This is a genomic window from Pseudoalteromonas sp. BMB (genome assembly GCF_001709235.1).
Lineage (GTDB): Bacteria > Pseudomonadota > Gammaproteobacteria > Enterobacterales > Alteromonadaceae > Pseudoalteromonas > Pseudoalteromonas maricaloris.
In genome coordinates this window covers 14,578-39,465 of record NZ_MBQA01000157.1, presented here as the reverse complement: position 1 = coordinate 39,465, position 24,888 = coordinate 14,578, and the positions used below count along the sequence as shown (strand labels likewise).

At 42.6% G+C, this 24,888-nt stretch carries 26 protein-coding genes; 2 read left to right on the top strand and 24 right to left on the bottom strand.

What is annotated here, in order from left to right:
* Window positions 1-64: 64 nt before the first annotated feature.
* From BB427_RS09710 to rpe, 15 genes are all read right to left on the bottom strand, one after another.
* The gene (locus tag BB427_RS09710; protein WP_083229863.1) at window positions 65-697 is read right to left on the bottom strand and encodes a hypothetical protein; all 633 of its coding nucleotides are present in this window, start codon (window positions 695-697) and stop codon (window positions 65-67) included.
* 66 nt (window positions 698-763) lie between these two features.
* The gene (locus tag BB427_RS09705) at window positions 764-1,399 is read right to left on the bottom strand and encodes an imm11 family protein (protein WP_069020537.1); all 636 of its coding nucleotides are present in this window, start codon (window positions 1,397-1,399) and stop codon (window positions 764-766) included.
* 2 nt (window positions 1,400-1,401) lie between these two features.
* Window positions 1,402-2,082: an AHH domain-containing protein gene (locus tag BB427_RS09700; RefSeq protein ID WP_069020536.1), complete on the bottom strand. Its 681-nt coding sequence runs from the start codon at window positions 2,080-2,082 to the stop codon at window positions 1,402-1,404.
* Window positions 2,083-2,092: 10 nt separating this feature from the next.
* On the bottom strand, window positions 2,093-4,447 hold the full coding sequence (locus tag BB427_RS09695) for a hypothetical protein (RefSeq protein ID WP_069020535.1): 2,355 nt from the start codon (window positions 4,445-4,447) through the stop codon (window positions 2,093-2,095).
* Between the two features lie 245 nt (window positions 4,448-4,692).
* Complete coding sequence (speD, locus tag BB427_RS09690) at window positions 4,693-5,502, bottom strand: adenosylmethionine decarboxylase (protein WP_069020534.1); 810 nt, start codon at window positions 5,500-5,502, stop codon at window positions 4,693-4,695.
* An 85-nt stretch (window positions 5,503-5,587) separates the two neighbouring features.
* Window positions 5,588-6,001 (bottom strand): OsmC family protein, encoded by a 414-nt coding sequence (locus BB427_RS09685; protein ID WP_010607074.1) that lies wholly within the window; start codon window positions 5,999-6,001, stop codon window positions 5,588-5,590.
* A gap of 103 nt (window positions 6,002-6,104) precedes the next feature.
* Window positions 6,105-6,440 (bottom strand): DUF3802 family protein, encoded by a 336-nt coding sequence (locus tag BB427_RS09680; RefSeq protein ID WP_029215895.1) that lies wholly within the window; start codon window positions 6,438-6,440, stop codon window positions 6,105-6,107.
* Window positions 6,441-6,592: 152 nt separating this feature from the next.
* Window positions 6,593-8,065 carry a succinylglutamate-semialdehyde dehydrogenase gene (gene astD / locus BB427_RS09675; RefSeq protein WP_069020533.1) on the bottom strand — a complete coding sequence of 491 codons (1,473 nt, stop codon included), beginning with the start codon at window positions 8,063-8,065 and terminating at the stop codon, window positions 6,593-6,595.
* A 15-nt stretch (window positions 8,066-8,080) separates the two neighbouring features.
* Entirely contained in the window at window positions 8,081-9,094 is a 1,014-nt protein-coding gene (gene astA / locus BB427_RS09670; RefSeq protein WP_010368879.1) for an arginine N-succinyltransferase, read from the bottom strand.
* A 67-nt stretch (window positions 9,095-9,161) separates the two neighbouring features.
* Window positions 9,162-10,373 (bottom strand): aspartate aminotransferase family protein, encoded by a 1,212-nt coding sequence (locus BB427_RS09665; protein WP_045990221.1) that lies wholly within the window; start codon window positions 10,371-10,373, stop codon window positions 9,162-9,164.
* Between the two features lie 357 nt (window positions 10,374-10,730).
* Window positions 10,731-11,906, bottom strand: a complete 1,176-nt coding sequence (locus BB427_RS09660; RefSeq protein ID WP_010607070.1) for an HDOD domain-containing protein — start codon at window positions 11,904-11,906, stop codon at window positions 10,731-10,733.
* A gap of 213 nt (window positions 11,907-12,119) precedes the next feature.
* A complete protein-coding gene (locus BB427_RS09655) occupies window positions 12,120-12,701 on the bottom strand; it encodes an anthranilate synthase component II (RefSeq protein WP_069020532.1) in 582 nt (193 codons plus the stop codon).
* A 186-nt stretch (window positions 12,702-12,887) separates the two neighbouring features.
* A complete protein-coding gene (gene trpS, locus BB427_RS09650) occupies window positions 12,888-13,892 on the bottom strand; it encodes a tryptophan--tRNA ligase (protein ID WP_039494036.1) in 1,005 nt (334 codons plus the stop codon).
* 25 nt (window positions 13,893-13,917) lie between these two features.
* Window positions 13,918-14,583, bottom strand: coding sequence for an HAD-IA family hydrolase (locus BB427_RS09645; RefSeq protein WP_069020531.1), 666 nt, complete (start codon window positions 14,581-14,583; stop codon window positions 13,918-13,920).
* Window positions 14,583-15,254, bottom strand: coding sequence for a ribulose-phosphate 3-epimerase (gene rpe, locus BB427_RS09640; RefSeq protein WP_069020530.1), 672 nt, complete (start codon window positions 15,252-15,254; stop codon window positions 14,583-14,585). Before rpe ends, BB427_RS09645 begins: the two co-directional genes overlap by 1 nt.
* Window positions 15,255-15,391: 137 nt before the next feature.
* Here rpe and BB427_RS09635 point away from each other — a divergent pair, with 137 nt between their 5' ends.
* Together BB427_RS09635 and BB427_RS09630 are read left to right on the top strand one after the other, a co-directional pair.
* A complete protein-coding gene (locus tag BB427_RS09635) occupies window positions 15,392-15,694 on the top strand; it encodes a hypothetical protein (RefSeq protein WP_010368894.1) in 303 nt (100 codons plus the stop codon).
* 38 nt (window positions 15,695-15,732) lie between these two features.
* Window positions 15,733-15,927, top strand: a complete 195-nt coding sequence (locus tag BB427_RS09630) for a DUF2970 domain-containing protein (protein WP_010368896.1) — start codon at window positions 15,733-15,735, stop codon at window positions 15,925-15,927.
* Between the two features lie 19 nt (window positions 15,928-15,946).
* Here BB427_RS09630 and BB427_RS09625 read toward each other — a convergent pair whose 3' ends face one another.
* The 9 genes from BB427_RS09625 to BB427_RS09585 all read right to left on the bottom strand — a co-directional run bounded on the left by BB427_RS09625 (window position 15,947) and on the right by BB427_RS09585 (window position 24,810).
* Window positions 15,947-16,780, bottom strand: coding sequence for a Dam family site-specific DNA-(adenine-N6)-methyltransferase (locus BB427_RS09625; protein WP_010368897.1), 834 nt, complete (start codon window positions 16,778-16,780; stop codon window positions 15,947-15,949).
* A gap of 47 nt (window positions 16,781-16,827) precedes the next feature.
* Entirely contained in the window at window positions 16,828-18,189 is a 1,362-nt protein-coding gene (locus tag BB427_RS09620; protein WP_069020529.1) for an AAA family ATPase, read from the bottom strand.
* The gene (aroB, locus tag BB427_RS09615; protein ID WP_069020528.1) at window positions 18,190-19,260 is read right to left on the bottom strand and encodes a 3-dehydroquinate synthase; all 1,071 of its coding nucleotides are present in this window, start codon (window positions 19,258-19,260) and stop codon (window positions 18,190-18,192) included. It abuts the gene before it with no gap.
* A gap of 24 nt (window positions 19,261-19,284) precedes the next feature.
* The gene (gene aroK, locus BB427_RS09610) at window positions 19,285-19,803 is read right to left on the bottom strand and encodes a shikimate kinase AroK (RefSeq protein ID WP_010607062.1); all 519 of its coding nucleotides are present in this window, start codon (window positions 19,801-19,803) and stop codon (window positions 19,285-19,287) included.
* Between the two features lie 150 nt (window positions 19,804-19,953).
* Complete coding sequence (locus tag BB427_RS09605) at window positions 19,954-22,020, bottom strand: type IV pilus secretin PilQ (protein ID WP_069020527.1); 2,067 nt, start codon at window positions 22,018-22,020, stop codon at window positions 19,954-19,956.
* Window positions 22,010-22,552 carry a pilus assembly protein PilP gene (locus BB427_RS09600; protein ID WP_069020526.1) on the bottom strand — a complete coding sequence of 181 codons (543 nt, stop codon included), beginning with the start codon at window positions 22,550-22,552 and terminating at the stop codon, window positions 22,010-22,012. The genes BB427_RS09605 and BB427_RS09600 overlap by 11 nt, the downstream gene beginning before the upstream one ends.
* Window positions 22,549-23,154 (bottom strand): type 4a pilus biogenesis protein PilO, encoded by a 606-nt coding sequence (locus tag BB427_RS09595; protein WP_039494025.1) that lies wholly within the window; start codon window positions 23,152-23,154, stop codon window positions 22,549-22,551. Before BB427_RS09595 ends, BB427_RS09600 begins: the two co-directional genes overlap by 4 nt.
* A gap of 16 nt (window positions 23,155-23,170) precedes the next feature.
* On the bottom strand, window positions 23,171-23,743 hold the full coding sequence (locus BB427_RS09590) for a PilN domain-containing protein (protein WP_039494023.1): 573 nt from the start codon (window positions 23,741-23,743) through the stop codon (window positions 23,171-23,173).
* The gene (locus tag BB427_RS09585) at window positions 23,731-24,810 is read right to left on the bottom strand and encodes a pilus assembly protein PilM (RefSeq protein ID WP_045990228.1); all 1,080 of its coding nucleotides are present in this window, start codon (window positions 24,808-24,810) and stop codon (window positions 23,731-23,733) included. The genes BB427_RS09590 and BB427_RS09585 overlap by 13 nt, the downstream gene beginning before the upstream one ends.
* Between the last annotated feature and the right edge of the window lie 78 nt (window positions 24,811-24,888).

Here is a 24,888-nt window from a genome sequence, read left to right as displayed (position 1 = left end):
ATTTCACTACTATGCTCTCTATCACTTACGTCACAATTCGATGCATCCAGCTAATGCTATAAAGCTAAAACTGCATCCCTTCTTCAAAGTCGGATACTTTGACTAAGTTAACGCCAGTCGCCTTCTCCTCAAAAAAGATATCCGCAATTTTTTGATGGACAAAGACATAACCCATATCATCGGGCCCCATTTTAAAAATCAGCCGCTCTTCTTCTGGAATTTTATCTAATACATCACTATCAAGGCTGTACTTGTAGGTCGACAAACCGTCAGCTAGAGGATCTAATTTTAGTTTTTCCATCGCTCGCTTTGAAAATTTGGACTTTTCTCTATCCAAGCAGTCCAACTCTTCCCAAAAATTCATACACCAAAGATTTTCATGGTAGGTATTATTGTCATCAATAAAAACCGTAGGGTATAACTGAACATTACTAAAGTTATAGAATTTTAGTTTATTTCTTATACTACCGTTTAAAATCGGGATAGTCGCATAAAATAATACATCAGATAATGCGCAACAACGGCCTAAATTTTGATACTCATCCTTAAAAGCATTTTCAAAAAACAAAGGCTCTTCTCCCCACCCCATCCTCTCAAAATCAAAATTCCTTCTCGCTGTTTTCTTCAACGGTTTTAAGTACATTGCCAATTCATTAAATCTGGGAATAAATATAAAATAAGCCGCATTGTAGTTCACTAAACTTCCTTTTCTTGTAATATACAACGAAAAAAAATTATAACATGAGAATTTAATTCTAAAGCTTTAAAACTGCATCCCTTCTTCAAAATCGGACACTTTGACTAAGTTAACGCCTGTCGCCTTCTCCTCAAAAAAGATATCTGCAATTTTTTGATGGACAAAGACATACTTCAGACCACCCGCTTGTTTAAATATTAAACGTTCTTCTTCTGGAATTTTATCCAAGACTTCACTATCTAGATGGTATTTATATATATCGCAACCTTTTAAATAGTCAGGCTCTAACATCTCCTCTGCAGTGAATTTTTCTATTTTTGACTTTGCTCGATCCCAGCAGTCAAGTTCTTGCCAAAAATTCATGCACCAAAAGTCTTCGTGATAGTTATCACCATCGTCAATGTACACAGCAGGATATAGCTGCATCCCAACAAAATTAAAGAGCTTTAACCGCTCTCTAATTTTTGAGCTAACGATAGGGATCGTAGCGTCTAGTAAAACACTGGGGATAGGACGTATAACTCCATTCGCATTATCTTTATCTCTATACGCATTTTCGAAAAATAGCGGTTCTTTCCCCCAAACTAACTGTTCAAACTCATAATCTCTATCCGCCGACTTTTGCAACGCCCTAGGATATAAGGTATCTTTTCCGTACTTTTTGAGTATTAGATAGTACTCATTATTGTAATCTCGGTTCACTGTTAACTTCCTATTTTGAGTTGATAATAAGATTTTTCATATTTTATCGTTTTAGGTACTTTTCTAATTGCAGCATTTGGATTTAGTAAATCAATTTTTCCAATATGGTTTCGCTCATTAATACACCGAGAAATACTACCTTCGCAGTCCGATATTTCATTATGATTAGAACACCCTACTTTGCTTGAGGGCTTGAAATTTTTGTATATTGATGTAAGTGGAACTCTAAATTCGGCTATTTTTTTCAAAACTTTCTTACTTTCTTTATCTACTAGCCTTTGAGCTGCATCATCATTCGAAGTTTTAGGAGTACATTTTTTAAGTTCCGCTTTGATCATCTTTAAATGAAGAACAACTTGATCATGATAAGACTCTTGATCTGGCAAAGCGAATATATGATCGCCACGATGCAATTGCACTCTCAGCTGACAAGCACCTTGTAAGGTGCTGGGTAAAAAGACCAAGTTTTCAACTAAATTTATGTTGTAACCTCTATGGATTAGTAAGCTCCCTAACTGAGCGACATTGACAGCCTCTTTCGAAATCAAGTGATGAGCCGCCATATGAATACCATTATGGAATGGATGATCTTTCTTGTGTTTAATATTTGCGATTAATCTATCTCTATACTTTTTGTCCTTATCAACCATCCCTTCGATTTGTTCTTCAATTTCTTCACTCATGAATCACTCCTTATTCATAATGAACGATGCCACGCAGACTACGTGGTGTTGTGTGATCTGTTTTGCCACATAAGCGGCATCGTGTCTGTCGTTTTGTTGTTTGCTTTTTCGCAGTTAGCGTCGAGTTGGTTTTGCCTTTAAGTAGCAATCCACTTGAACGCGCGGTTGTAAGCTTTTTCCCGAGTTTTTTTAAGGTTGTAGTGCTGTTGTTAAAGTCTTCAAGCGTACGGATAAAAGCGCTGATTGCCGCTTGTGCTTTTTTAGCTTTTACTGATGTACTTGCGGCTCTGGCACCGTTGGCTGATAACTTGGCAGCAAGTGCTGTTACTCTTGCAGCTGTACCCGCTCCTAATGTAAGTAATGACGTTGCTAGTAACAAACAAACCTCTATCGCGACATAAGCGCCGCCTTTTCCGCCAATGTATGCATAAAAGTTAGGAGGCACAGCTTCCATAAAGAGTGACGCGTAAGCAACATAAGTTAGTGCACTATCATGGTCGTCTATGAGCGCCAACACTAAATAGAAATCAGGAGTGTTTTTTATACTAGCGGCTAATTCAGGGTCAATATCAACTAAAGTGGTATCAACAAATTGTTGTACTTTGGCGACCTCTCCTTTCGCGATATCATCAAGTAAGTTGGTAATTGCATGGCGATGCGTGTATAACGCACTTGCATAATGGCTTGTATTTTTAATTGCGTCTGCAGCGTCGTTAAGGTACTGAGTAGTATCATGATGTACATCGCGATAAGCCTGTTCGGCTGCATCTAATGCTCGCTGTGTATTGGCTTGATACCAGTTCCAACTGAGCAAGTCTTCACTGGCATCCTCTTCAATCCAATTAGACATTTCATTGGCACTTTGTCGCAATTGCTCAAAGCGTTCGCTGGCATAATCTGCGGTGGTATCATATGCGCTACCTGCGACGGACTTAATGGTTTTTCCTAAGTCAATCCATGTTTGTGCTTCGAACAAGTCTGCTTGGTCTTCAAGCCACTTACTTCCACCTTGATACGCACCTTGCGCGCCATTAATTGCAATTGCAGCAAAACCATATTCGTCCCAATCAGATTGAAACCCACTCATATTCGATACGGTATCTCGATATGCACCATCAAGCTGTATGTGTAATGATGATTTGAGGTTATTGATTTCCGCTTCTAGCGCTTCGTTACGAGCAACTTCTACAGTGACTTGCCCCTCTTGTGGTAAGTCGCTTTTTACCACAACTCCAGCCTCATTTGCCGTTGACTCTGCTCGTGCAAGTGCATTTGCATCTGTACTTTTATCACCACTTGAATTGAGTTTAAGTTTTCCGTGGATAAGTGTATTACCTAAATGAATATTGATTTGTTCAAGGGGAAGCGCGGTCTGCCATTCATCATCGTAATACGCCCTCACTTTTATCCATGCGGCACTTGACTTAACACCGAGTACTTCAACGTCAATACTATGGTTGGCTGAACCTGCGCTCGCGGTAAGAACATAAACGCCGGGATCGAGTTTGAGTCGAGTGTCCCAAAAGTGTAATTGATCTGGTGGTAGTTTTGGTACATCAAGCACTGCGCTTCCCTTGCTTGGACCTTGCCACTGCAACCTTACTGCGCGGGCATTACTTACCGAGCCACCCACTTTAGTATCCCAACCACTCGGTACCCGTAAACGGTCACCAGCCTTTGGGGGATTGTTGCGATTGACATGGTCGTTGTATCCATAAATCAGCTTAGGATCGGGCCTACCCGCATATTGGTTAGCGACGGACTCTACGGTATCTCCAGCACGAAACATGTGATCGCTAAAACGCATATAAACTTGTTGAGAGCGTTTTAGTTCCACTTTGGAATTGTTATTTGGATTAGAAATAAAAACTGTTGGCTCGAGTACCACTTCAGATTGTATTGCTTTGCTGCCACCAAGTAGGGCGCGATTAATTTCAGCTTGGCTAAGTCCTCGAGGCATATCTGCTTGCACCAAGCTATTAAAATCTTGCGCACTGCGATTTCCTCCCCCATAGCTTGTCGGTTTATCTTTTACATCAAGTGATTGATATGGCACAAAGGCATATCGCTCACCACTGTGGTGACTAAAGCTAGAGTAATTTACTCGCTGCCATCGCTTGCTTGCAAGTATCCAAAATTGAGCCTGAGAGTGATATCTAAAAAGCGGTGCTTGCCTAAACGGAATGATGCTCCAAATACGACCATGAAGCACATGCATGATTTCAATAGGAAGCTTTCGTCTTTGAATGGAGGGCATCGCTGTTGCAGCAAGAAGTTGTACTTCACTTGGCGCTTCATGCTCAGTGCTATTACTGGTGCTTTCCTGATTATCACCTAAGCGCGAGATGAGATCATCAAATGCCATTTTTTAGTCCTTTAATAGCGTTATGAAATGAGAGGTTAGTACCTAATCTGAGCCTCGGATAATTAGTGTCTTCTTCCAGCTGGTTTCAGCCTGCACTATTGCCTACCGAATAAGCACTTAAGCCACTATTGATAGCGAGCAAATATTGTCCACATTTAAATTAAATGTAGGCTGAATATCTTACAAATCTCAGACATTAAAAAAGGCGCTTGCGCGCCTTTTTTAATACCTTAATTTACCGCTGATTATTCAGTTTCTGGTAAATTGCGACCGTAGAACACTTCCTGAATTTCACGATTCAGCTTAAGACGAATTTCTTCCTCTTCGCCTACATCTAAATCATCAGTACTAATTCCAAATAGATATGCATTTAGGTCTGTTTCCTTAAGCATCATCTTCGTATGGAATAGGTTCTCTTGATACACGTTTACGTCTACCATGTGGTATGCGTCTTTAGTATCTTCCGTCATGTAATTCTGGATCGAGTGAATTGCGTGGTCGATATAGTGTTTAACACCATTAACGTCACGAGTGAATCCACGAACACGATAGTCAATCGTCACCACATCTGACTCTAAAGAGTGAATTAAGAAGTTAAGCGCTTTAAGTGGCGAAATAATGCCACACGTTGAAACTTCGATATCCGCTCTAAAAGTACAAATGCCATCATCAGGGTGCGCTTCAGGATAAGTATGAACACAGATGTGACTCTTATCTAAGTGTGCTACCACTGATTCAGGAAGTGGACCTGGTGCTTCATTACTATCAAAAGTCTGTTGATCAACAGGCTCTTCTGATACTAATATCGTCACACTCGCCCCTTGTGGTTCATAATCTTGACGTGCGATATTCAGTACGTTTGCACCGATGATATCCGTTACGTCTTTCAGAATATCCGTCAAACGATCAGCACTATACTGCTCATCAATGTATTCTAGATATTCTTTACGTTGCTGCTCGGTCTTGGCGTAGCAAATATCGTAAATGCTAAAGCTTAAACTCTTAGTTAAGTTGTTAAAGCCATGGAGTTTAATTTTATCAAAGGGCTTGTTCACGATAGACCCACCTTAATACAAAAAATCTGCGCTGCAGAAACAAAAGTTCGCGGATTTTATACGAAAATAGCGCTATGAAAAAGCGTTATTTTTCGTCAATTTCAACCACTTCATGGCTATGCGTAATTTCTACTGCTTTTTCAAGCATTAATGCCACTGAGCAATACTTTTCAGCGGATAAACTTACGGCTCTTTCTAGGTGTTTTTCAGAGACATTACGCCCTTTCACCACGAAGTGTAAATTGATCTTGGTAAAAACCCTAGGTGCGCTTTCTGCGCGCTCTGCGGTTAATTTTACTTCCACGTCGGTAACATCCTGACGCGCTTTTTGTAGAATGCTGACTACATCGACTGACGAACAACATCCCGCTGACATTAATACCATCTCCATTGGACTTGGCGCTGCACTATCAGAACCGGCATCAAATACCACATTATGTCCCGACGCAGAGCGACCGATAAAGGTATCTCCTTCAACCCATTTTACGCTAGCTAACATAGTTATCCTCTATAAAGCATAACACCGCCAAATGGCGGTGTATCTTAAACCTAGAATTGCCTCTAAGTGTGTTTTCTACACTGTCGATAGTGATTGTGCCAAGCTATACAGCAGAATCAAACAGGTTTTTGACCAAACCCGCGAATTCTTCGATAAATTCTTTTTGTTCTACGGTGACACGTCTATCAACAACACTTGATAGCACTTCTTGTAAGTCGTACACAATGCCATCTACCTCACGCACGATCATGCTGCGCTGCTCTGTAGATAACTCAGTGTGCTGCTCGCATATACGGATAACGTTTTCAGCGATCACATCTTCGATTAATTCCATGACTGTTGGAGCCCCTGGTTCAACCGTCCCAGACTTCTCAAACAAGGCTAAGTTTTGCGTCAAATACATGACTAAATCATCGTACCCTTGTTTATCTAAAACCATACTTTGCTCACCCGAACCTATCAAAGACATCTCCTATTGATTTAAGCAGAAAGTTTTTTCGATTGCTACTTTTGTAGTCAACTAGACACAAAAAAGCAGCCGAAGCTGCTTTTCTTATCAATTTTTATTGAGTAAACCTCAATATTGGCATTTTAATCCAAAGATAAACCTGGGCTCAAGCTAGAAGGTAAAGTTACCTTTTCTAGTTCCACAGAAGCCACTGGGTATGCACAGTAATCTGCCGCGTAGTATGCACTTGCACGGTGGTTACCTGATGCACCGATACCACCAAACGGAGCTGCACTTGAAGCGCCAGTGATTGGGCGGTTCCAGTTTACGATACCTGCACGAATACGACGTAAGAAACGGTCGTAGTCAGCTTCGTTGTCGCCAAGCAGACCTGCTGATAAGCCAAAGCTTGTCTCGTTCGCTTTTTCAATAGCAGCGTCAAAGTCTGTGTAACGGAATATTTTTAACAGCGGACCAAAGTGCTCTTCATCAGGGAAGTCTGCAATGTTAGTACATTCGATGATCCCTGGCGTCACAAAGCCTGTGCCTTCTGTGTGCGTCAGCTCGATAAGCGACTGACCACCAAGCTCAACAAGCTGTTGCTGTGCTTTTACCATGCCAGCGGCGGCAGCATTTGAGATCATTGAACCCATGAACGGTTGATCTGCATCGTCAAAGTTACCCACTTTAATCGCTTTAGTTGCTTTGATCAGTTGCTCAAGGATTGTGTCACCTTGTTCACCTGCAGGAAGGAATAGTTTACGAGCACAAGTACAACGTTGACCACTTGAGATAAACGCAGATTGAATAATGTCGTGTACTGCCGCTTTGGTATCCGCTACGTCTTTTACGATAAGTGGGTTATTACCACCCATTTCAAGCGCTAGGATCTTACCCGGTTGACCTGCATATTGTTCATGTAGCAAGTGACCCGTACGAGAAGAGCCAGTAAAGAATAAGCCGTCGATACCCGCGTGTGACGCAAGTGCTTTACCTGTTTCAACTTCACCCTGAACTAGGTTAATCACGCCAGCAGGAAGACCCGCTTGTTGCCAGTATTTAAGCGTTAGCTCAGCAACATAAGGCGTCAGTTCAGATGGCTTAAAGATAACCGTGTTACCAGCAAGTAGCGCAGGTACGATGTGGCCATTAGGTAAGTGACCTGGGAAGTTATATGGGCCAAATACAGCAACTACACCATGTGCCTTGTGACGGATCACGGCACGGCCAACTGGCATTGGATTTTCAACAACGCCTGTACGCTCTTGATAGGCTTTCTCAGAAATCGCGATTTTACCTACCATAGCACCCGCTTCTGTACGAGTTTCCCAAAGTGGCTTACCCGTTTCTTTAGCAATTGCAATAGCCAGCTCTTCGCTATTTTCTTTTAGTACTTCAGCGAAACGCTTAACAATTTCTAGACGCGCTTCAAAGCTCATGTCGCTCCATGAATAAAAAGCTTCACGAGCCGCTTTTACTGCGCCATCAACTTGCTCAGCAGTAGCTGCGTTTGCGCTCCAAATAACGTCGTTGTTTGCTGGGTTTACAGAGCTAAAGCTTGCGCCTTGTCCTGCAATCCACTCACCATTTATTAGTTGTGCTGCATGTGTTGTCATAATCTGTTCCCAATCTTAAATCTTTACTAGGCTTACTTGATCGCCTTCTTCAACTTTTAGCGCCGCGGCAACATGTGGAGCAAGCGTCACTTCATTGCTATCAGTCAGGGCTAACTCGATTACCGCCGCGCGATAATCAACAAGTTTACCATTTGCGACCATAACAGGGAATCCACCGTTGCTTTCGCCTATTTTCACAGTACGAGTTTCACTATTGCGAACCGTGCGGATATTCCCCACTTTTGCTTCTACCGTTGGACCCGCGTCGAAGATATCAACATAACCATTAAATGTGAAACCTTCGCTTTTTAGTAGCTCAATAGCAGGACGCGTATTGTCGTGAACTTCACCAATCACCGCTTGTGCTTCTTTACTAAGCAGGTTCACGTAGATTGGGTACTTAGGCATTAATTCAGCAATAAAGACCTTTTGGCCGATCCCCGTTAGATAATCCGCTGTCGGGAAATCCATCGAGAAGAAATGCTCTTCAAGCCATTGCCAGAACGGACTTTCGCCTTGCTCGTTAGAAACACCGCGCATTTCCGCGATAACGGTTTCAGCAAAACGATCACGATGTTGGTTGATAAACATAAAGCGAGAGCGAGATAGCAGTTTGCCGTTTGCGCCTTTGCGATAGCCATCTTTCAAAAACAGGGTGCATAATTCCGTCGCGCCAGTGTAGTCATTACATAGCGTTAAAATATCCACTGCTTTATAAACATCGAGTGTGCGTGAAGAGTGGATCACTTTGCTTAGGTGATAATGATAAAACGCATCATCTAAACCAACCGCAGCTTCGATACCGCTGGTACCAACCACCTCGCCAGTTTCAGTATCTTCTAATACAAATAAATAGCCTTCATCAAAAGGCTTGTCAGCTTGCTTGCCAAATGAAGCAACTGAGCGTGCAATCTTCTTCTGTAATAGCTCTTCGTTTACAGGCAAAGAGGTAAAACCGTGACCTGATTCGTGAGCAATGTTTAAAAGCGCTGGATAATCGCTTTCTTGGATTGGGCGAAGGATCATCATGAGCCCGCTTACTCCTCAAAAATGTGGATAACAACAAGGCCACCAAAAGGTGACCTTGCAACCAGTATTAAGCGTTGTTAGCAACTACCGCAGCAACGGCTTTTTCGAAGCGTGCCATCCCTTCGCGGATGTCAGCTTCTGGAATAACAAGAGATGGAGTGAAACGTACTACGTTTGCACCTGCAACAAGTGACATCACGCCTTGCTTGATACCTTCAACCAAGAATTCTTTTGCTTTGCCTTCGTACTTTTCAGTGACTACACCACCAAGCAATAGACCTTTACCACGTACTTCGGTGAATACGTTGTACTTTTCGTTGATGTCGTTTAGTAGTTCACGGAACAGCTGCTCTTTTGCTTTTACGCCATCAAGTACAGCTGTTGTGTTTACTGTGTCAAATGCCGCTTCTGCAACCGCACACGCCAGCGGGTTACCGCCGTATGTAGAACCATGAGTACCTACTTTTAGGTGCGCAGCAATCTCTGTTGTTGTGATCATCGCGCCGATAGGGAAACCACCGCCAAGCGCTTTAGCCGTTGTTAAAATATCAGGGGTTACGTTTAAACCTTGGTATGCATACAAGTCACCAGTACGGCCAACACCAGTTTGCACTTCATCAAAAATAAGTAGCGCATTGTGCTTGTCACACAGCTCGCGAACACCTTTTACAAACTCAGAAGTTGGTGAAATGATACCACCTTCGCCTTGTAGCGGCTCCATCATCACGGCACAAGTGTTGTCTGAAATAAGCGCTTCAAATGCCGCTAAATCGTTATAGTCTGTGTGAACGATGTCGCCCGGCTTTGGACCAAAGCCATCAGAGTATGCAGCTTGACCACCTACAGTTACAGTGAAGAAAGTACGGCCGTGGAAACCTTTGTTGAAAGAGATGATTTGCGACTTTTCAGCACCAAACTTATCTAGTGCCCAACGGCGTGCTAACTTAAGCGCCGCTTCGTTCGCTTCTGCACCAGAGTTTGCAAAGTAGACTTTCTCTGCGAACGTCGCATCAGTTAGCTTTTTCGCTAAACGTAGTGCAGGCTCATTAGTCATCACGTTAGACAGATGCCAAATTTTCTCGCCTTGCTCTTTAAGCGCGCCCACCAAAGCTGGGTGACAATGACCTAGACAGTTAACTGCGATACCACCAGCAAAGTCGATGTACTCACGACCTTCCTGATCCCATACTCGAGAACCTTCACCTTTCACTGGAATTACCGCTGAAGGTGCGTAGTTAGGTACCATTACGTCGTCAAACAATTCACGATTGATAGTCATTTTATTTCCTCATATTTGGTGAGTGAAAGTGCAAACAAGGAGTCATTTCCTTTTGGAGGTCGGCGCGTTGCCGCCACTTGATAGGATATTTATTCACACCAATTCGGTGCTATGTATTTTGACCCGCCCCTTGATGGCACAAAATTCATACGCTCATTATTCCAGAAAAAGCGCCATTTGTCTCACTTATACCACGTTCTCAGCCCTTAGTATTCAAGGGTTTAACATATATTCTCAACTCAAGTGAATAACTATCTAGGGCAGATATTTAGGGCAAAGCAAGCGCCGTGCAGCCTTGCACAGATCATTTAAGATTAGGTTTTGAATGAATAGTCGCAAAAAAAATTTCAATTTTTTTTACAAAATCGTCAACTGCAGGTTATGGAACGCACATTTTGCCAATTGCTGACGCATTTCCTCGGTAAGTTCTAAATGATTGAGCAAAATCTCGGCTTCGTCATCTTCAATTAACTGACTATCTTTTAAAACAAGTAGTTGTGCGTAGCCATAGGCTTTTTGCATCACTTGTGTCAAAGGTAATGGGTCGGCAATGTTTTTATGCGCATTTGGTAGATAAGTTTGCGCATACTCTTCCATGACGGCATTAAAGGGCAAATAACGTAACTCCATTTTTTCAATTAGCTTACGTGAAATCTCTGCCGAATGTTCTATCAACAAGTTACGTAAAAATAATGGATCAGGAGATAACTCCATTAATGCGGTGTGTAGGTCTTTTTGCTTTTTGTCTCGTGCTATTTGTACCTTGGCTTGCCACACTTTTTCGAAGGTGCGTAAATAAAGACGGATCAAGGCCACTTTCCCAAGCTCTAGTAACATGCCTAAAGTAAACGCATGCTGTTCTTTTACCCCAAAAAATGGTGCCAGCTCTTTTGCCGCAATGGCTGTGCTCATGCTCAGCTCGCGTAATTTACGCTTCATTAAGCCAAATGGTTCTGTAGCATGCGGCATCCAGTGTCTTACCGCCATTGTCGGGATCACCATTTGCAAGTTCTCAAGGCCTAAATACCTTAATGCTAATGCCGGCGTGTCGACCTTAATGGACGTGCCTTTACTGTTTTTTTTGCGATACTGTGGCAAGTTGACTAGCGAAACCAGCTCACGACCCAACCAACTTAAGTCATTGACCAAAGGTTCTAAACGCCCAACCGAAGCTGAGCGCACGGCTAGAATATCTAAGATCGCAGGAACGGAGTCTTGAATGCCAATGACTTCATGATAGATGTTATCAAGGTCATGCAGTTGCTTTGTGATAGCTTCTTCGATAACGGAATGTAGATGCTTACTCGCTTTGGCAATATATTTATGATGACTTGTGCTGCTTTCTTGGCGTTTTGCAGCCGCAGCAATTTCCACCTCTAGCATAGTGCGCTGTGCAATATTCTCACCGTAGCTAATATCAAATGTATGGATATAGCCTATTTGCTTCTGCGCAAAGTTGAGGCTGATAAGGAGGTCATGGGCACGCTCGGATAGCGCTTGTGCCATTCTAATTTGCTTATTTTCTTGCGTCATGCATGCTACTTATCTAAAAGAAAAACACTGAGTTAAGCACTCAACAGAATCGTCTTACTGATTAGTATTATACCAGTAAAAGCAATATTATGATTTGATATTGCGCACAATAGAATCAAAAAGTTATATATCAAAAGCCAGTCTAACCAACGAAAGCGCAGCGAATATGGATATATTACACCTAGGCGAAATTCTGTTGGTTTTGTTTAAACTTTAGAAGCGTTTTATAAAGTTATCAAGTAATGCTAAGCCGTGTTCCGTGAGGATAGCTTCTGGGTGAAATTGCACTCCTTCTAGTGCTCTATCGGCAGCCAAGAGTCCCATAATTTCATCACGTTCACCCTCTTGTGTCTGTGTCCAAGCCGTTACGGCTAGAGCATTTGGCAGGCTACTTTGCTCAACAACCAAAGAGTGGTAGCGGCATACTTCGTATGATGATGGCAGACCTTGAAATACACCCATATTGTTATGGTGCACTTGAGACGTTTTACCATGCATCACTTGTTTTGCTCGAATGACTTTACCACCTAGAGCTTGTGCAATCGTTTGATGACCAAGGCAAATGCCAAGAATAGGGATTTGTCCCTGTAGACGTTTTACGACTTCAAGCGAGATCCCAGCTTCATCAGGACTGCAAGGGCCAGGAGATAGCACAACATATTTGGGATTAAGCTGCTTAATTTGTGAGGCGCTGATTTCATCATTTCGCTTTACCAACACATCCACATCTAAGCGCTGAAAATACTGCACTAGGTTGTAAGTAAAGGAATCATAGTTATCAATCATCAACAGCATGTAGGTACCACTAAAAGAACCAAGCAGCCTATTCGCCACTAGGGTAAAGATGTTCGTTATAAGTCTATTTTATCACGAACTCAACAGGAGGGTTTTCTTATATCTAGTATCTGCTTTAAGCCAAGGGGCTATCGCCCCTTGTAATACAAAAAGACACCATAAATGGTGTCCTTTCTTTGTGTTTTATTAACCGCGAGGAATAAAACCGACGGCGTCATACACAGCTTTAAGCGTTTTCTCGGCACGAATACTTGCTTTTTCCGCGCCTTTTTTCATGATTTCGTTCAGCAGAGTTTGATCTTCACGGATTTCTTTAAAGCGCGCTTGAATAGGCTCAAGCATATTCACTACCGCATCGGCAGTGTCTTTCTTCAAATGGCCGTACATTTTGTCTTCGTACTCTGGCACTAACTCTTCAATTGAGCGTTTAGTTGCAACACTAAGTAGAGTCAGTAAGTTGGATACACCAGGTTTTTCAACACGATCAAAGTAAATGCGTGCTTGCTCATCTGAATCCGTTACCGCTTTTTTCAGCTTTTTCTCTATCTTCTTAGGTTCATCCAACAGCATCACAAAACCATTTGGGTTTTCGTCTGATTTTGACATCTTCTTGCTCGGGTCTTGCAAGCTCATAACACGAGCACCAAACTCTGGAATATAAGGTTCTGGGATCTTAAAGACATCGCCATACAGGTTGTTAAAGCGCGTTGCGATATCGCGGGTCAACTCAAGGTGCTGCTTTTGGTCTTCACCAACCGGTACTTGATCCGCTTGATACAATAAAATATCCGCAGCTTGCAATACTGGATAGGCGAATAAGCCAACGTTTACGTTATTGGCGTGCTTTGCTGATTTATCTTTAAACTGCGTCATGCGATTTAATTCACCCATTTGTGCATAACAGTTCAGCACCCAACCTAGCTGTGCATGCTCAGGAACCTGTGATTGTACAAATAGTGACGATTTATCTGGGTCGATGCCGCAAGCGGTATATAGTGCTACGCCGTCTAATACGCGATCGCGTAGTTGCTGTGGCTCTTGGCGAACCGTAATGGCATGCAAGTCAACCAACATAAAGTAACAATCATGATCATTTTGTAGTTTAAGCCACTGGTTAATGGCACCTACGTAATTGCCTATTGTCATACCACCGGTTGGCTGAATACCACTTAATACTACAGGTTTACTCATGTCGTTCCTTTATTTCTTCATTGAATTAACGTTGATTGATAATGGGAATAATATCTAAGAATCCATCACAAAGGTACTGTGGATTGAACTCTTTCAAATCGAATCCCTGATTATACCCATAATTTAGCGCAATCACAGGTATCTTAGCGCCCTGAGCGGCCAAAATATCGCTTTTAGAATCTCCAACCATAATAAGCTTATCCGCTGGTATACCAAGACGCTCGGCAGCCAGCAATAGCGGAGCTGGTGATGGCTTTTTGTCAGTATCATCACCACAGACGATACAATCAAAATGCGATGTGAGATTTAATTTATCTAGCAGCTTTAGCGTAAATGCACGATTTTTATTGGTCACGATGGCTTTTGGCACTGCGGCAAATGCAGATAACCCCGTCTCAACATACGGATATAAACCTGCATACTGACCAACTAATTCATCATAATGCACTTTAAAACGCTCAATAGCGGTGTGCGCTAAACCTTCGGATAGCGCTTCGCTAACTTCATGGCTACCGCTTAGGCCTCTTTTTACTAACATATCGATGCCGTTACCCACCCATTCACGCACTAGAGCATGACTAACAATGGGGTGAGCAAGCTCAGACAGTGTTAAATTGAGCGCCATGTACATATCCTCGACGCTATCAACTAACGTGCCATCGAGGTCAAATAAAATACCCTCAAAACGCATTATTTTACCTTTGCTAATTCTTGACGCATGGCGTCTATTACCGCTTTGTAATCGGGTTGATTAAAGATAGCGGAACCCGCAACAAACATGTCTGCACCGGCAGCTGCAACTTCAGCAATGTTGTCCACCTTAATCCCCCCATCCACTTCAAGACGAATATCGCGACCGGACGCGTCAATGCGTGCTCTCGCTTCTTTTAATTTTTCAAGTGTATGTGGGATAAAACTTTGGCCGCCAAAACCAGGGTTTACCGACATCAAGAGGATTTGATCAATTTTATCCATCACATGATCGAGATAATGCAGCGGTGTGCCTGGGTTAAATACCAAGCCAGCTTTACAACCTGATTCTTTAATCAGCGCAAGGCTTCTGTCTATATGCTCGCTGGCCTCTGGGTGAAATGTAATAATGCTCGCTCCGGCTTTAGCAAACTCGGGAATTAGACTATCTACAGGCTTTATCATCAAGTGTACGTCGATAGGAGCTGTAATTCCGTAATTTCTTAATGCGTCACAAATCATTGGACCAAAAGTTAAATTTGGCACATAGTGATTATCCATTACATCGAAATGAACCACGTCGGCACCTGCTGTCATTACCTTTTCAACATCTTCGCCTAACCTCGCAAAATCTGCGGATAGAATGGATGGTGCAATTAAAAAATCAGACATACTTTTCCCCTAAACGTAAGACCGCGATACTGTACCGTAAATTGCCCAAAATGTCTGCGATTTAAGGCGCTTTATGATTGTGCAATAAACGAACATTGTGTATCATTATGTGATATCTAACTTCTGGGGATAGGGTTATGGTTTCTAGATATAAAGCACGGATTGCTCTGCTTGGGACGGTATTAGCCGTGTCGGCAGGGGTATTTTCTTTCGACAATGATGAAAGTCTTGCCGCAAATTACTCCGCATGCACTTGTAGCACTGGCAATTTAAGCAGTCGAATAAATGCAGTGGAATGTCAGCAAGAAGCGCACACCAGTTGGGCTGCGTGGTTGACTGGCGGTAGTTCGAGTGGCCAATTCCATTATTTGGATTTGCTTGAGCTATTACTTGGCTCTAAAGACAATCAAAGCAGTAGTAAAGTTTCATCTCCTTACTAATACCAGTTGAGCCAATCAACTGGTAAGAGGTAAACACTATGGCTTCTTCCAATAGTAAATTCGCATTAGTTCAAAGTGTCTGTGCAGCAATGTTTGGTGTGCAGAGTGGTCAAAAACAAGCATATGACTTTAACAAAAAGCATTTTTGGCCGTTTGCTTTTGCAGGCATCGTTTTTGTCGCCGCCTTTGTCATTGGCTTAATTTGGTTTGTAAATGGTGTAGTTTTGGCTTAGTCCTTTATGCCGCAGCAAATTACGGACGGTGATATAACGCCATTAGTTCGTCAACTTTATTTCGCCCATTACCTTTAGGGCTAATTGTACGTTTCACCTTGATCACATCTAGCTTCGCTTGATTATAAATCTTTCGTGTCCATACCGTGTCATGATTGGAGATTAACACTGGCGTTTGTTTTTCAAAAGCCGCGGTTTCCGCAAGATTCGCCAATTGCGCTTGGTCGTCTAAGTTAAAGCCGCCTTTTGCATAGCTAGTAAATGATGCTGTTTTGCTCAAAGGCACATACGGTGGATCGCAATACACTACCGCATTTTTTGGCATGGTTTCAAATACTTGGCTGTAACTTTGACAGGTAAAAGTAGCCTGTTGAGCCTTTTCAGCAAACACATATAACTCACGCTCTGGAAAGTAAGGCTTTTTGTACTTACCAAAAGGGACGTTAAAGATCCCCTTTAAGTTATAACGACATAAACCATTGTAGCCATGGCGATTCATATATAGAAATAGAATCGCACGCTCATACACATCAATGCTTTCGTTAAACTGTTGTCGATACGCGTAATAAGCATCTGGGTGGTTATTCAACTCGACGAATAGCCTTTTAGCATCACTGATAAATTCATCAGGAATACGCTTCAACTCTTTATACAGGTTGATAAGATCAGCGTTAATGTCATTTAAGACATAATGCTTAAACTGAGTGTTAAGGAAAACAGATCCCGCTCCAACAAAAGGTTCTACTAGCGTGTCGGCTTCATTACTTGCTGCTTGTAGGCGCTTAGAAATATCTTCTACTAAGCTGTATTTTCCGCCTGCCCATTTTAAGAAGGCTCTAGTCTTTTGTTGCATGCTCGTTCTATGTCGTGAGTGGTTGCGCGATTTTACACTAAATGTGGCTAATTACCGAGAGACTGAGTAATTTCTTGTTTAATTTTACTCATTCTCTTAAAAAATGGCTGACCTTTTCGTAGTGCCTCAGGCAATACCGCCTTTGCTTGCTTCGCTGAGGCCAAACTCTCATAAGCATCAGTTGTAACCACAAACCAAGTTCGGCCATTTCTTAAGACAGTAAACTGCTGTGTCACTACCTCGTTATGCTCCGCCATAAACCCAGCTGCAATCTCACTTTCTGTCACCGCAAGTAACTGGATAACCCATTCATCATCTGAACGACTGAGATACCAAGGGTTTCCCATCAATGATTCAGGCTCTGCGTGCTGAGGCTCTTTTACTGGCGATAAAGTGGCCGGAGTACTACCAACATTGGCTTCTTCAGCTGCATTCGCTTGCTCTGATAGTGCGTTATTGTTGTTTGTAGTAGTTTCTTTTGCTTCAGTTAATGCAGATAAAATACTACCAACAGGCGCTGTTTCAATTTGCGTTGGTGCTTCGGCTGGTAACTCTGGTTGCACGTCGTTTTCAATTTCAACTTTTTCAACTGTAGTAGTTGGCGCTTCAAATACAGCTTGCGCATCAATAGCAGTAGCGACGGTTTCTTGATTATCTTGAGTTGGTGTCCAGTATCGTTTTAATTCTTGCTTATACACTAAAGCAACCATTAACGCGGTCAGTATCAAACAAAGCGCAATGACATACCATTGCCATTGTGATTTGCTACCCACTTTTGAACTTTGTTCACGTAAATTCAGACTCTGTTGCTGCGGCTGCCAAGAAAGTAAAACACTCGGATTACCTCGAGCTTCAGCAACAAACGTATTAAAAATAGGATCTTCATCAGGTGGTAAGTCTTTGTAAAACATGCTCATCAAACGCTTGCTTTCAAGCATGGACAAAGGCTCGATATGAATATCCAAACTTTCAGGGATCAGCTGAGGCTGCTGCGCCGTAGCGAGTATATAAATTGTTTCGCGAGAAGATTTTGCGAGCTTTTGTAGTTGTTCCGCAAGCTCTTGGGTTAAATGCCTAACGTTGTCTAACACCCATAAGCATGGTCCACAAGCTTGTTCGTCATGGAGCAACATGAAATTTTCACTTAGAGATAACTTCTGATCAATGAGAGGGCTGCGAAAGCTATGCTCAAGCAGCTGCCGCACTACATCAAACTCTTGAGTATTTGCAGTCAGCTTTACAAACGCTTTGTTAAAGTCTGGATACTTATCGGTAAGAAACGATTCTGCAAGGTAGCTTTTACCAAGACCCGAAGAGCCGACTAAGATTATCAGGTTTTGGCCATAGTCGAATTGCATAGCAATTCTATCTACCAATGCAGCTCTGCTTGGTAAAATTTGCGACTGCATTTAACGACCTATTAGAGTTACCACGGTTTCATCGCTAACATCATCCACTAGCGCACATTGACCTAGTTGCGTTGGCAGAATAAAGCGAATTTTGCCTTGTTTGTTCTTTTTGTCTTTGCGCATATGTTGTAAAAACTGCGCTGCGGTCATCTCGCTTGGTGCTTCTGTCGGTAACTGATAAAGCGCAATAACACGACGGATCTTTTCAACATCAGCTGTACTAAGCGCACCGCGCTGACAAGCCAGATTTGCAGCTATCATCATTCCAGCAGCAACAGCCTCACCGTGCAACCAATTACCATAGCCCATTTGCGCTTCAATCGCATGGCCAAAGGTATGCCCCAGATTAAGTAATGCACGCAATCCCGCTTCGGTTTCGTCTTTGGCGACGATCTCAGCTTTTATTGCACAACACTTATAAATAACTTGTTGAAGGCTTTCAGCATCTAGTGCGCTGAGCTGAGGGTGCTGATCCGCTAATGTATCAAGAAAAGATGCATCATAGATCAACGCATATTTAATGACTTCAGCCATACCCGCGGCAAACTCTCTTGCAGGTAATGTACTTAAGGTCTTGGTGTCGATAAAAACCGCTTTTGGCTGATAGAAAGCACCAATCATGTTTTTACCTAACGGATGATTTACCGCAGTTTTACCACCAACTGACGAATCGACTTGTGACAACAAAGTCGTAGGGATCTGAATAAACGGAACGCCACGCTGGTAGCATGCCGCAACAAAACCAGTCAAATCACCAACCACACCGCCACCGAGGGCAATCAAACACGTATCTCGACCACAATTATGCTCGAGCAAAAAGGCAGAGATCTTTTCAAACCACTCTAGTGATTTGTATTGTTCACCATCAGGGATAACAAAATGTAGCGGTTTTTGAGCGTCAAATATCGCTAACAGACTGTCTAAATATAGAGGCGCTATGGTGGTGTTGGTGATGATAACAGGACGACTTTGCCCAACATACTGCTTAAGTCGTCCTTCATCTGATAAGAGATGTTCACCGATGAAGATGGGATAGCTTCGCTCGTTTAAATCAACCTTTAATTCAAGCATGGCTTCCCTCCTACGGTGTTGTTATTAGAAATCTAATTTTTCAATAATTTGGTTTGCAACTACTTTAGCGCTTTGCTCATCCGTACGAACAACGTGATCTGCCACTTCTCTATATAGTGGTTCACGCTCATCGGCTAAGCGCTCTAGTACGTCACGTGAGTCTTCACTGGTTTGTAGTAATGGACGACGCTTATCACGCTGAGTACGAGCTACCTGTTTTTCGATCGGCGTTTCTAGGTAAACAACAATACCGCGCGCAGACAACTTGTTGCGCACTTCTTTGCTGATCACAGAGCCACCACCTGTCGCTAACACAATGCCTTGCATTTCTGTTAGGTCAGAGATGACGCTTTCTTCACGCTTGCGGAACCCCTCTTCGCCTTCAATATCGAACACCCAAGAAATATCGGCACCTGTGCGGCGCTCAATTTCCTGATCCGAATCGAAAAATTCAAGGTGTAATTGATCTGCAATGTGACGACCAATCGTGCTTTTACCAGCCCCCATCGGGCCTACTAGAAATATATTACGTTTCTCAGCCATATCTTTTTAGTACAAACGAACTCTAAAATTTGAAATAAAACCCCGCCTAACGACCTGGCCCCAAAATTAAGGAGGGGATTATCTCAGTAATCCGTGAACAATTTCAAGTCAAACCACGCAAAAAGCGTAATACTTTTACTGTCAACGGGCCTATAAACTGTCTTGAATGATCTTAGGCGTCACAAATATCAGCAATTCTCGCTTTTCGTTAATATCACGAGAGTTCTTAAACAATAGACCTAAATATGGGATGTCGCCCAAAATTGGGATCTTACTTACTGCTGTTTTCACTTCTTGCTGATAGATACCACCCAGTACGATAGTTTGACCATTTTCGACCAGTACTTGTGTTTGGATCTCTTGGGTATTGATTGCCGTCGCCGGGCCATTTGGCGTTTGCACGGTATCACCTTTAGTGTCTTGTGTAATCACTAAGTCGAGAATTATTTTATTATCAGGTGTAATTTGCGGTGTCACCTCCAAGCTTAAAACCGCTTTTTTGAAACTCACCGTCGTTGCACCACTTGACGATGCCTCTACGTAAGGAATTTCTGTACCTTGCTCGATACGCGCCTTTTTCTGATTCGCCGTGGTGATACTTGGCGTCGCAATTATCTCGCCTTTGTTCTCTTGCTCCAAAGCTGACAACTCGAGATCAATCAGTGTGCCGTCCGCCAATTTGGCAATGTGCATACCAATACTACCAGCAGGAACCCCTTTCACGCCTAAATTAACGTTTAAGCGGTTTTCCAAAGACGGGATGTTACCATTGGACAAAGCATCAGCGCCTTCCAGCGTACCGGATATAGCATCGCTACCTTGCTGGTCGCTAAAGCCCCAGCGGACACCTAAGTCTTCTTGTACGGTATCATCCACAGTAACCATACGCGACTCAATACGCACCTGTTTTACTGGCACATCTAAGGTTTCCACCATCCGGCGCACACTTTCAATACTGCGCGAGGTATCTTTAATTAATAAAGTATTGGTACGTTTGTCAACGGACACACTACCACGATGGCTAATAATAGAGTTGATATCTGTTTTAAGTAAGTCAGCAAACTCTTCCGCTTTTGCGTAATTAAGTTGAATATACTCGCTATATAATGGCTCTAGCTCTTCCACTTGCTGACGCGCTTGTAATTCTTTGGCTTCTCTCGCTGCGAGCTCTTCTGATGGTGCAACCATCAAAATAGAACCATCCATACGCTTATCTAGCCCTTTCACACGCAACACAACATCAAGCGCCTGATCCCAAGGTACACCGTCTAAACGTAGGGTTATATTGCCAGATACAGTGTCACTCGTTACTAGATTAAAGTTGTTTGTATCTGCGATGATCTGTAGTACGGAGCGAATTGGAATATCCTGAAAATTCAGCGTGATTGGCTGACCTTTATACTCCTTTTTATCGCCAAAGGTTTTATTACCTTCGTCTTTCTCAACTGATAACGTAAAGATGTTATCAAGCTGCTGATAGGTAAACTTGAATGCCGCATTTGGCTCAATCACAATGCGGCTTTTATTGTCTTCTTTAAAGGTCTCTATACGAGATACCACAGTGCCAAAATCTAACACATCAAGTTCATATAACAGGTCTTCCGCAATATCAATATGGTGGAAGTCCGCAATGATTTTGCCACCGCGCTCTTGTACATCAATAGCAGCTTGATTGTGCTCTAAAAACGCTAATACCTTCGCCTCACCTTTCTCACCGCGACGAAAATCGATAGCTTGAATTTGGTTAATAAATGCGGTGACTTTTTGGCTTTGATCTTGTTCGGAGACAATCGGTTTGTTAGATACTTCCACTATCACAAGATTATTCTTAACCTCGGTTTTATATAGCTTCAGCTCATCCATGTTGATGGAAACGGCAAAACCGCCATCTCTGAGTTCACTGGTAATGCCTTGAATGCCAGCCTTGTTAATGCTCAATGCTTTTAAGCTTTCTTCAAACTCAGCCTGCTGGAAAAATAATTCGATACTAGCACTTTCACCAACAACTCGAACTTTTGGCTCTGTATTGAGTTTTTCGTCAAACACCAGTTGTAGCTGGGTTTCCCCTGTTGGCACAGGGTTATAGCGAATGTCATACAACATAGGAATGGCATGCGCTATTGACGAAAGGCCAACTAAGGCAACACCGAGCACGGAACGCCATAGTGTTCGAGTGCTTTTAATAGTTGATTTTATAACGTTATTGTTAGTATTCACTCGCGCCACCTTGTTCCGCTTCTAACATTTCCACTTTTGTTAGCCTTTCTTTCCAACATCCCGTTCCATCTGGGATCAATTCTAATAATTCTAAATGATCGGCATGTACACTTAGCACTTTGCCATGATACAAACCCATATATTCGCCACGTTTAACACGATATAACCCCTGCGTTGCCGCTTCGATTAGCGCCCAACGACCATCAGACTTGGCGATAATGCCTTTCATACGCAGATTATCCAATGGAAACTTCTCTAACGGATAGCGATCTCTATCTGGATCTGGATGTAAGCAGTTTTTAATTTGAACTAGTTTATTTTCAATCACTTCGGGCTGTGGCGCAACAAAAGGGCTACGTAACTCCGAAGCGCTATACTTAAACGGTTCATAATTTTGCATTTCAGGTATCGGCTCGATTTTTGGCGTTGAGCTTGCTTTTACCTGATCAATAAATTCTTTTTGTTCTGCCGTACTATCATTACAACCTGAGATGAACATCAATGTGGCCACGCAGAGCATCAGTCGGATCATTTCTGACCTCCTTGCTCATAGCGATAAGTTTTTGCCACAACACTAAATACCAGCTCGCCGTTTCCTGCATTTTCGATTCTAAAATCGTGTAGGCTGACTATTCGAGGTAACTCAGATACTTTACTCACAAACTGACCAAATTCATGATATTTACCTATCACTTCTAACTTAATAGGCAATTCAGTATAAAACTCTTTGCGTACCTCTGGCATCCAGCCAATTTTTAGGAAGGTTAATCCGCTTGAAGTACCAACGTAAGTCAGATCATCAAGTAACCCTGGCGTTTCGTTGGAACTTGGCAGTCGCCTCAACAACTCTGTAAATTGCGCTTCCATATCAATCATTTGCTGTTTATAAAGCTCAAGATTGTTTGCTCTTGCGTATTTTATTCGGTAGCTCGTTCTTAGCTCCTGCTCTTTTTTAACCGCTTGGTCGTAGCGGTCAATTGAGCTTGAGACCATCAGGTTATAACCCAATATCATCATTAATAAAACCACGAGAATGGAACATAAAACTTTTACAGGAAAAGGCCAATGACCTATGTTGTCGAGCTCCAGCTCATTCCAATCGATTTCTTTTAAACTGTTTAAGTCAAAATTCATGCACTGTGCCTCCGCCCTACTTCGCTTTATCGGCTAAGTGGATGTCTTCATGAGACTTAACATAAAAATGCATCGTAAAATCACTCAGTAATTTTGAACTTTGCTCACCGGCTACTATGCCTTGGATCACAGGTCGCTCTAATAAATAAGACGATTCAACTTGTCGTAGCATTTGCGATAAGCGGTTGTTCGATTCACTTCGACCAATGACTTTGATCATATTGTCTTGCCGTTCAAGACTGGTGAGATAAACCCCAGCCGGAACTACTCGTGCTATTTCATCGATAATTTGCGTGCCGAGACTACGGTTGAGTTGTAGCTCTTCAATCAGCCGAATACGACGTTGCAAATTTTCTTTTTGCTTATTCAAATCGTTAATCGCGACTATCCGTGAATCTAGTTGAGTGATCTCACTTTCGAGATAGCGGTTTTTAATTTCTTGCCCGGTTTTCAAGCCGTCATAGAAGCTGCCAAGCAAGTACATTAACAACAGACAAGCCGCGATGATCACCGCAATAATAGTCAAAAAGATTTGTTGCGATGCTTGCCTTTGCTGCTCGCGCCAAGGAAGTAAATTTATATGTGGCATGATGAGAAGCTCCTTAATGCCAAGCCTGTCGCTAAGGCAAACTGCGCTTTATGCTTTTGCAGCACATGCCTATCTACTTTTGGTGCGATCTCCATGTCGGTAAACGGGTCTGCCACTATTGTGTGGATCCCAAGCTCATCAATGAGCAGTTTATCTAAGCCACTCACCAAAGCCGTTCCACCCGTCAACACAATGTAGTCGATATGATCTTTACCACTGGTCGTCATGAACATTTGCACTGCTCGACGAATTTGCTGCAGCATAGAAGTTTGAAAAGGAGCCAAGACTTCAAAGGTATAGTTTGGCGGTAAATCCCCCGTCGTTTTCGCCAGTTCAGCTTCATCGTAAGTTTTGTTGTAATAAGCAACAATACTGTTGGTATATTGCTCACCACCAAACACTTGATCACGGGTATAAATCGTTTTCCCAGATTGAATAACACTTATCAACGTAAGCACAGCGCCAATATCTATCATTGCTACGATTTTATCAAAGGCATCATTTGGCAGTTCAGGGTAAATGACGTCCATAGCTCTACTTAGTGCGTAGTTTTCTACATCAACAACTTTCGCTTTGAAACCAGCTTCTTCCAATGCGCCTACCCGTGCTTGCACGCTTTCGGTACGAGCTGCAGAGAGCAGCACATTCATTTTTGACGGATCGGCTTCGTTTACTCCAATTTTTTCAAAATCTAGACTAACTTCATCTAACGGGTAAGGGATCAGGCTATCTGCTTCAATCGCTATCTGGGACTCGAGTTCAGCATCAGTTAATGACACATCCATAAAGATCACTTTTGTAATCACGGTCTGACCGGATACGGCAACTGCTGCATATTGCGTGAGCTTTGGAATGCGCCGCTTCATTTTAGTTATCGCGTTGCCGATCGCTTCAATGTCTTGAATGGCCCTTTCATTTACTGCTCCTTTCGGAATAGGTTCAATCGCAACGGCTTCTACTCGGTAGCTGGAACTTGTCTTCGACAGCAACACCGCTTTGACACAATGGGAACCGATATCGATCCCTATCATCAGAGGTGCTTGTTTTTTTAGTAGTTGGCTCAGCATGTGAAGCGCCCGTTTCCTTTTAAGACTGTGTACCATAAAAATTTAGCACACAAAAATATTAATCGTTTTTTAATCAAG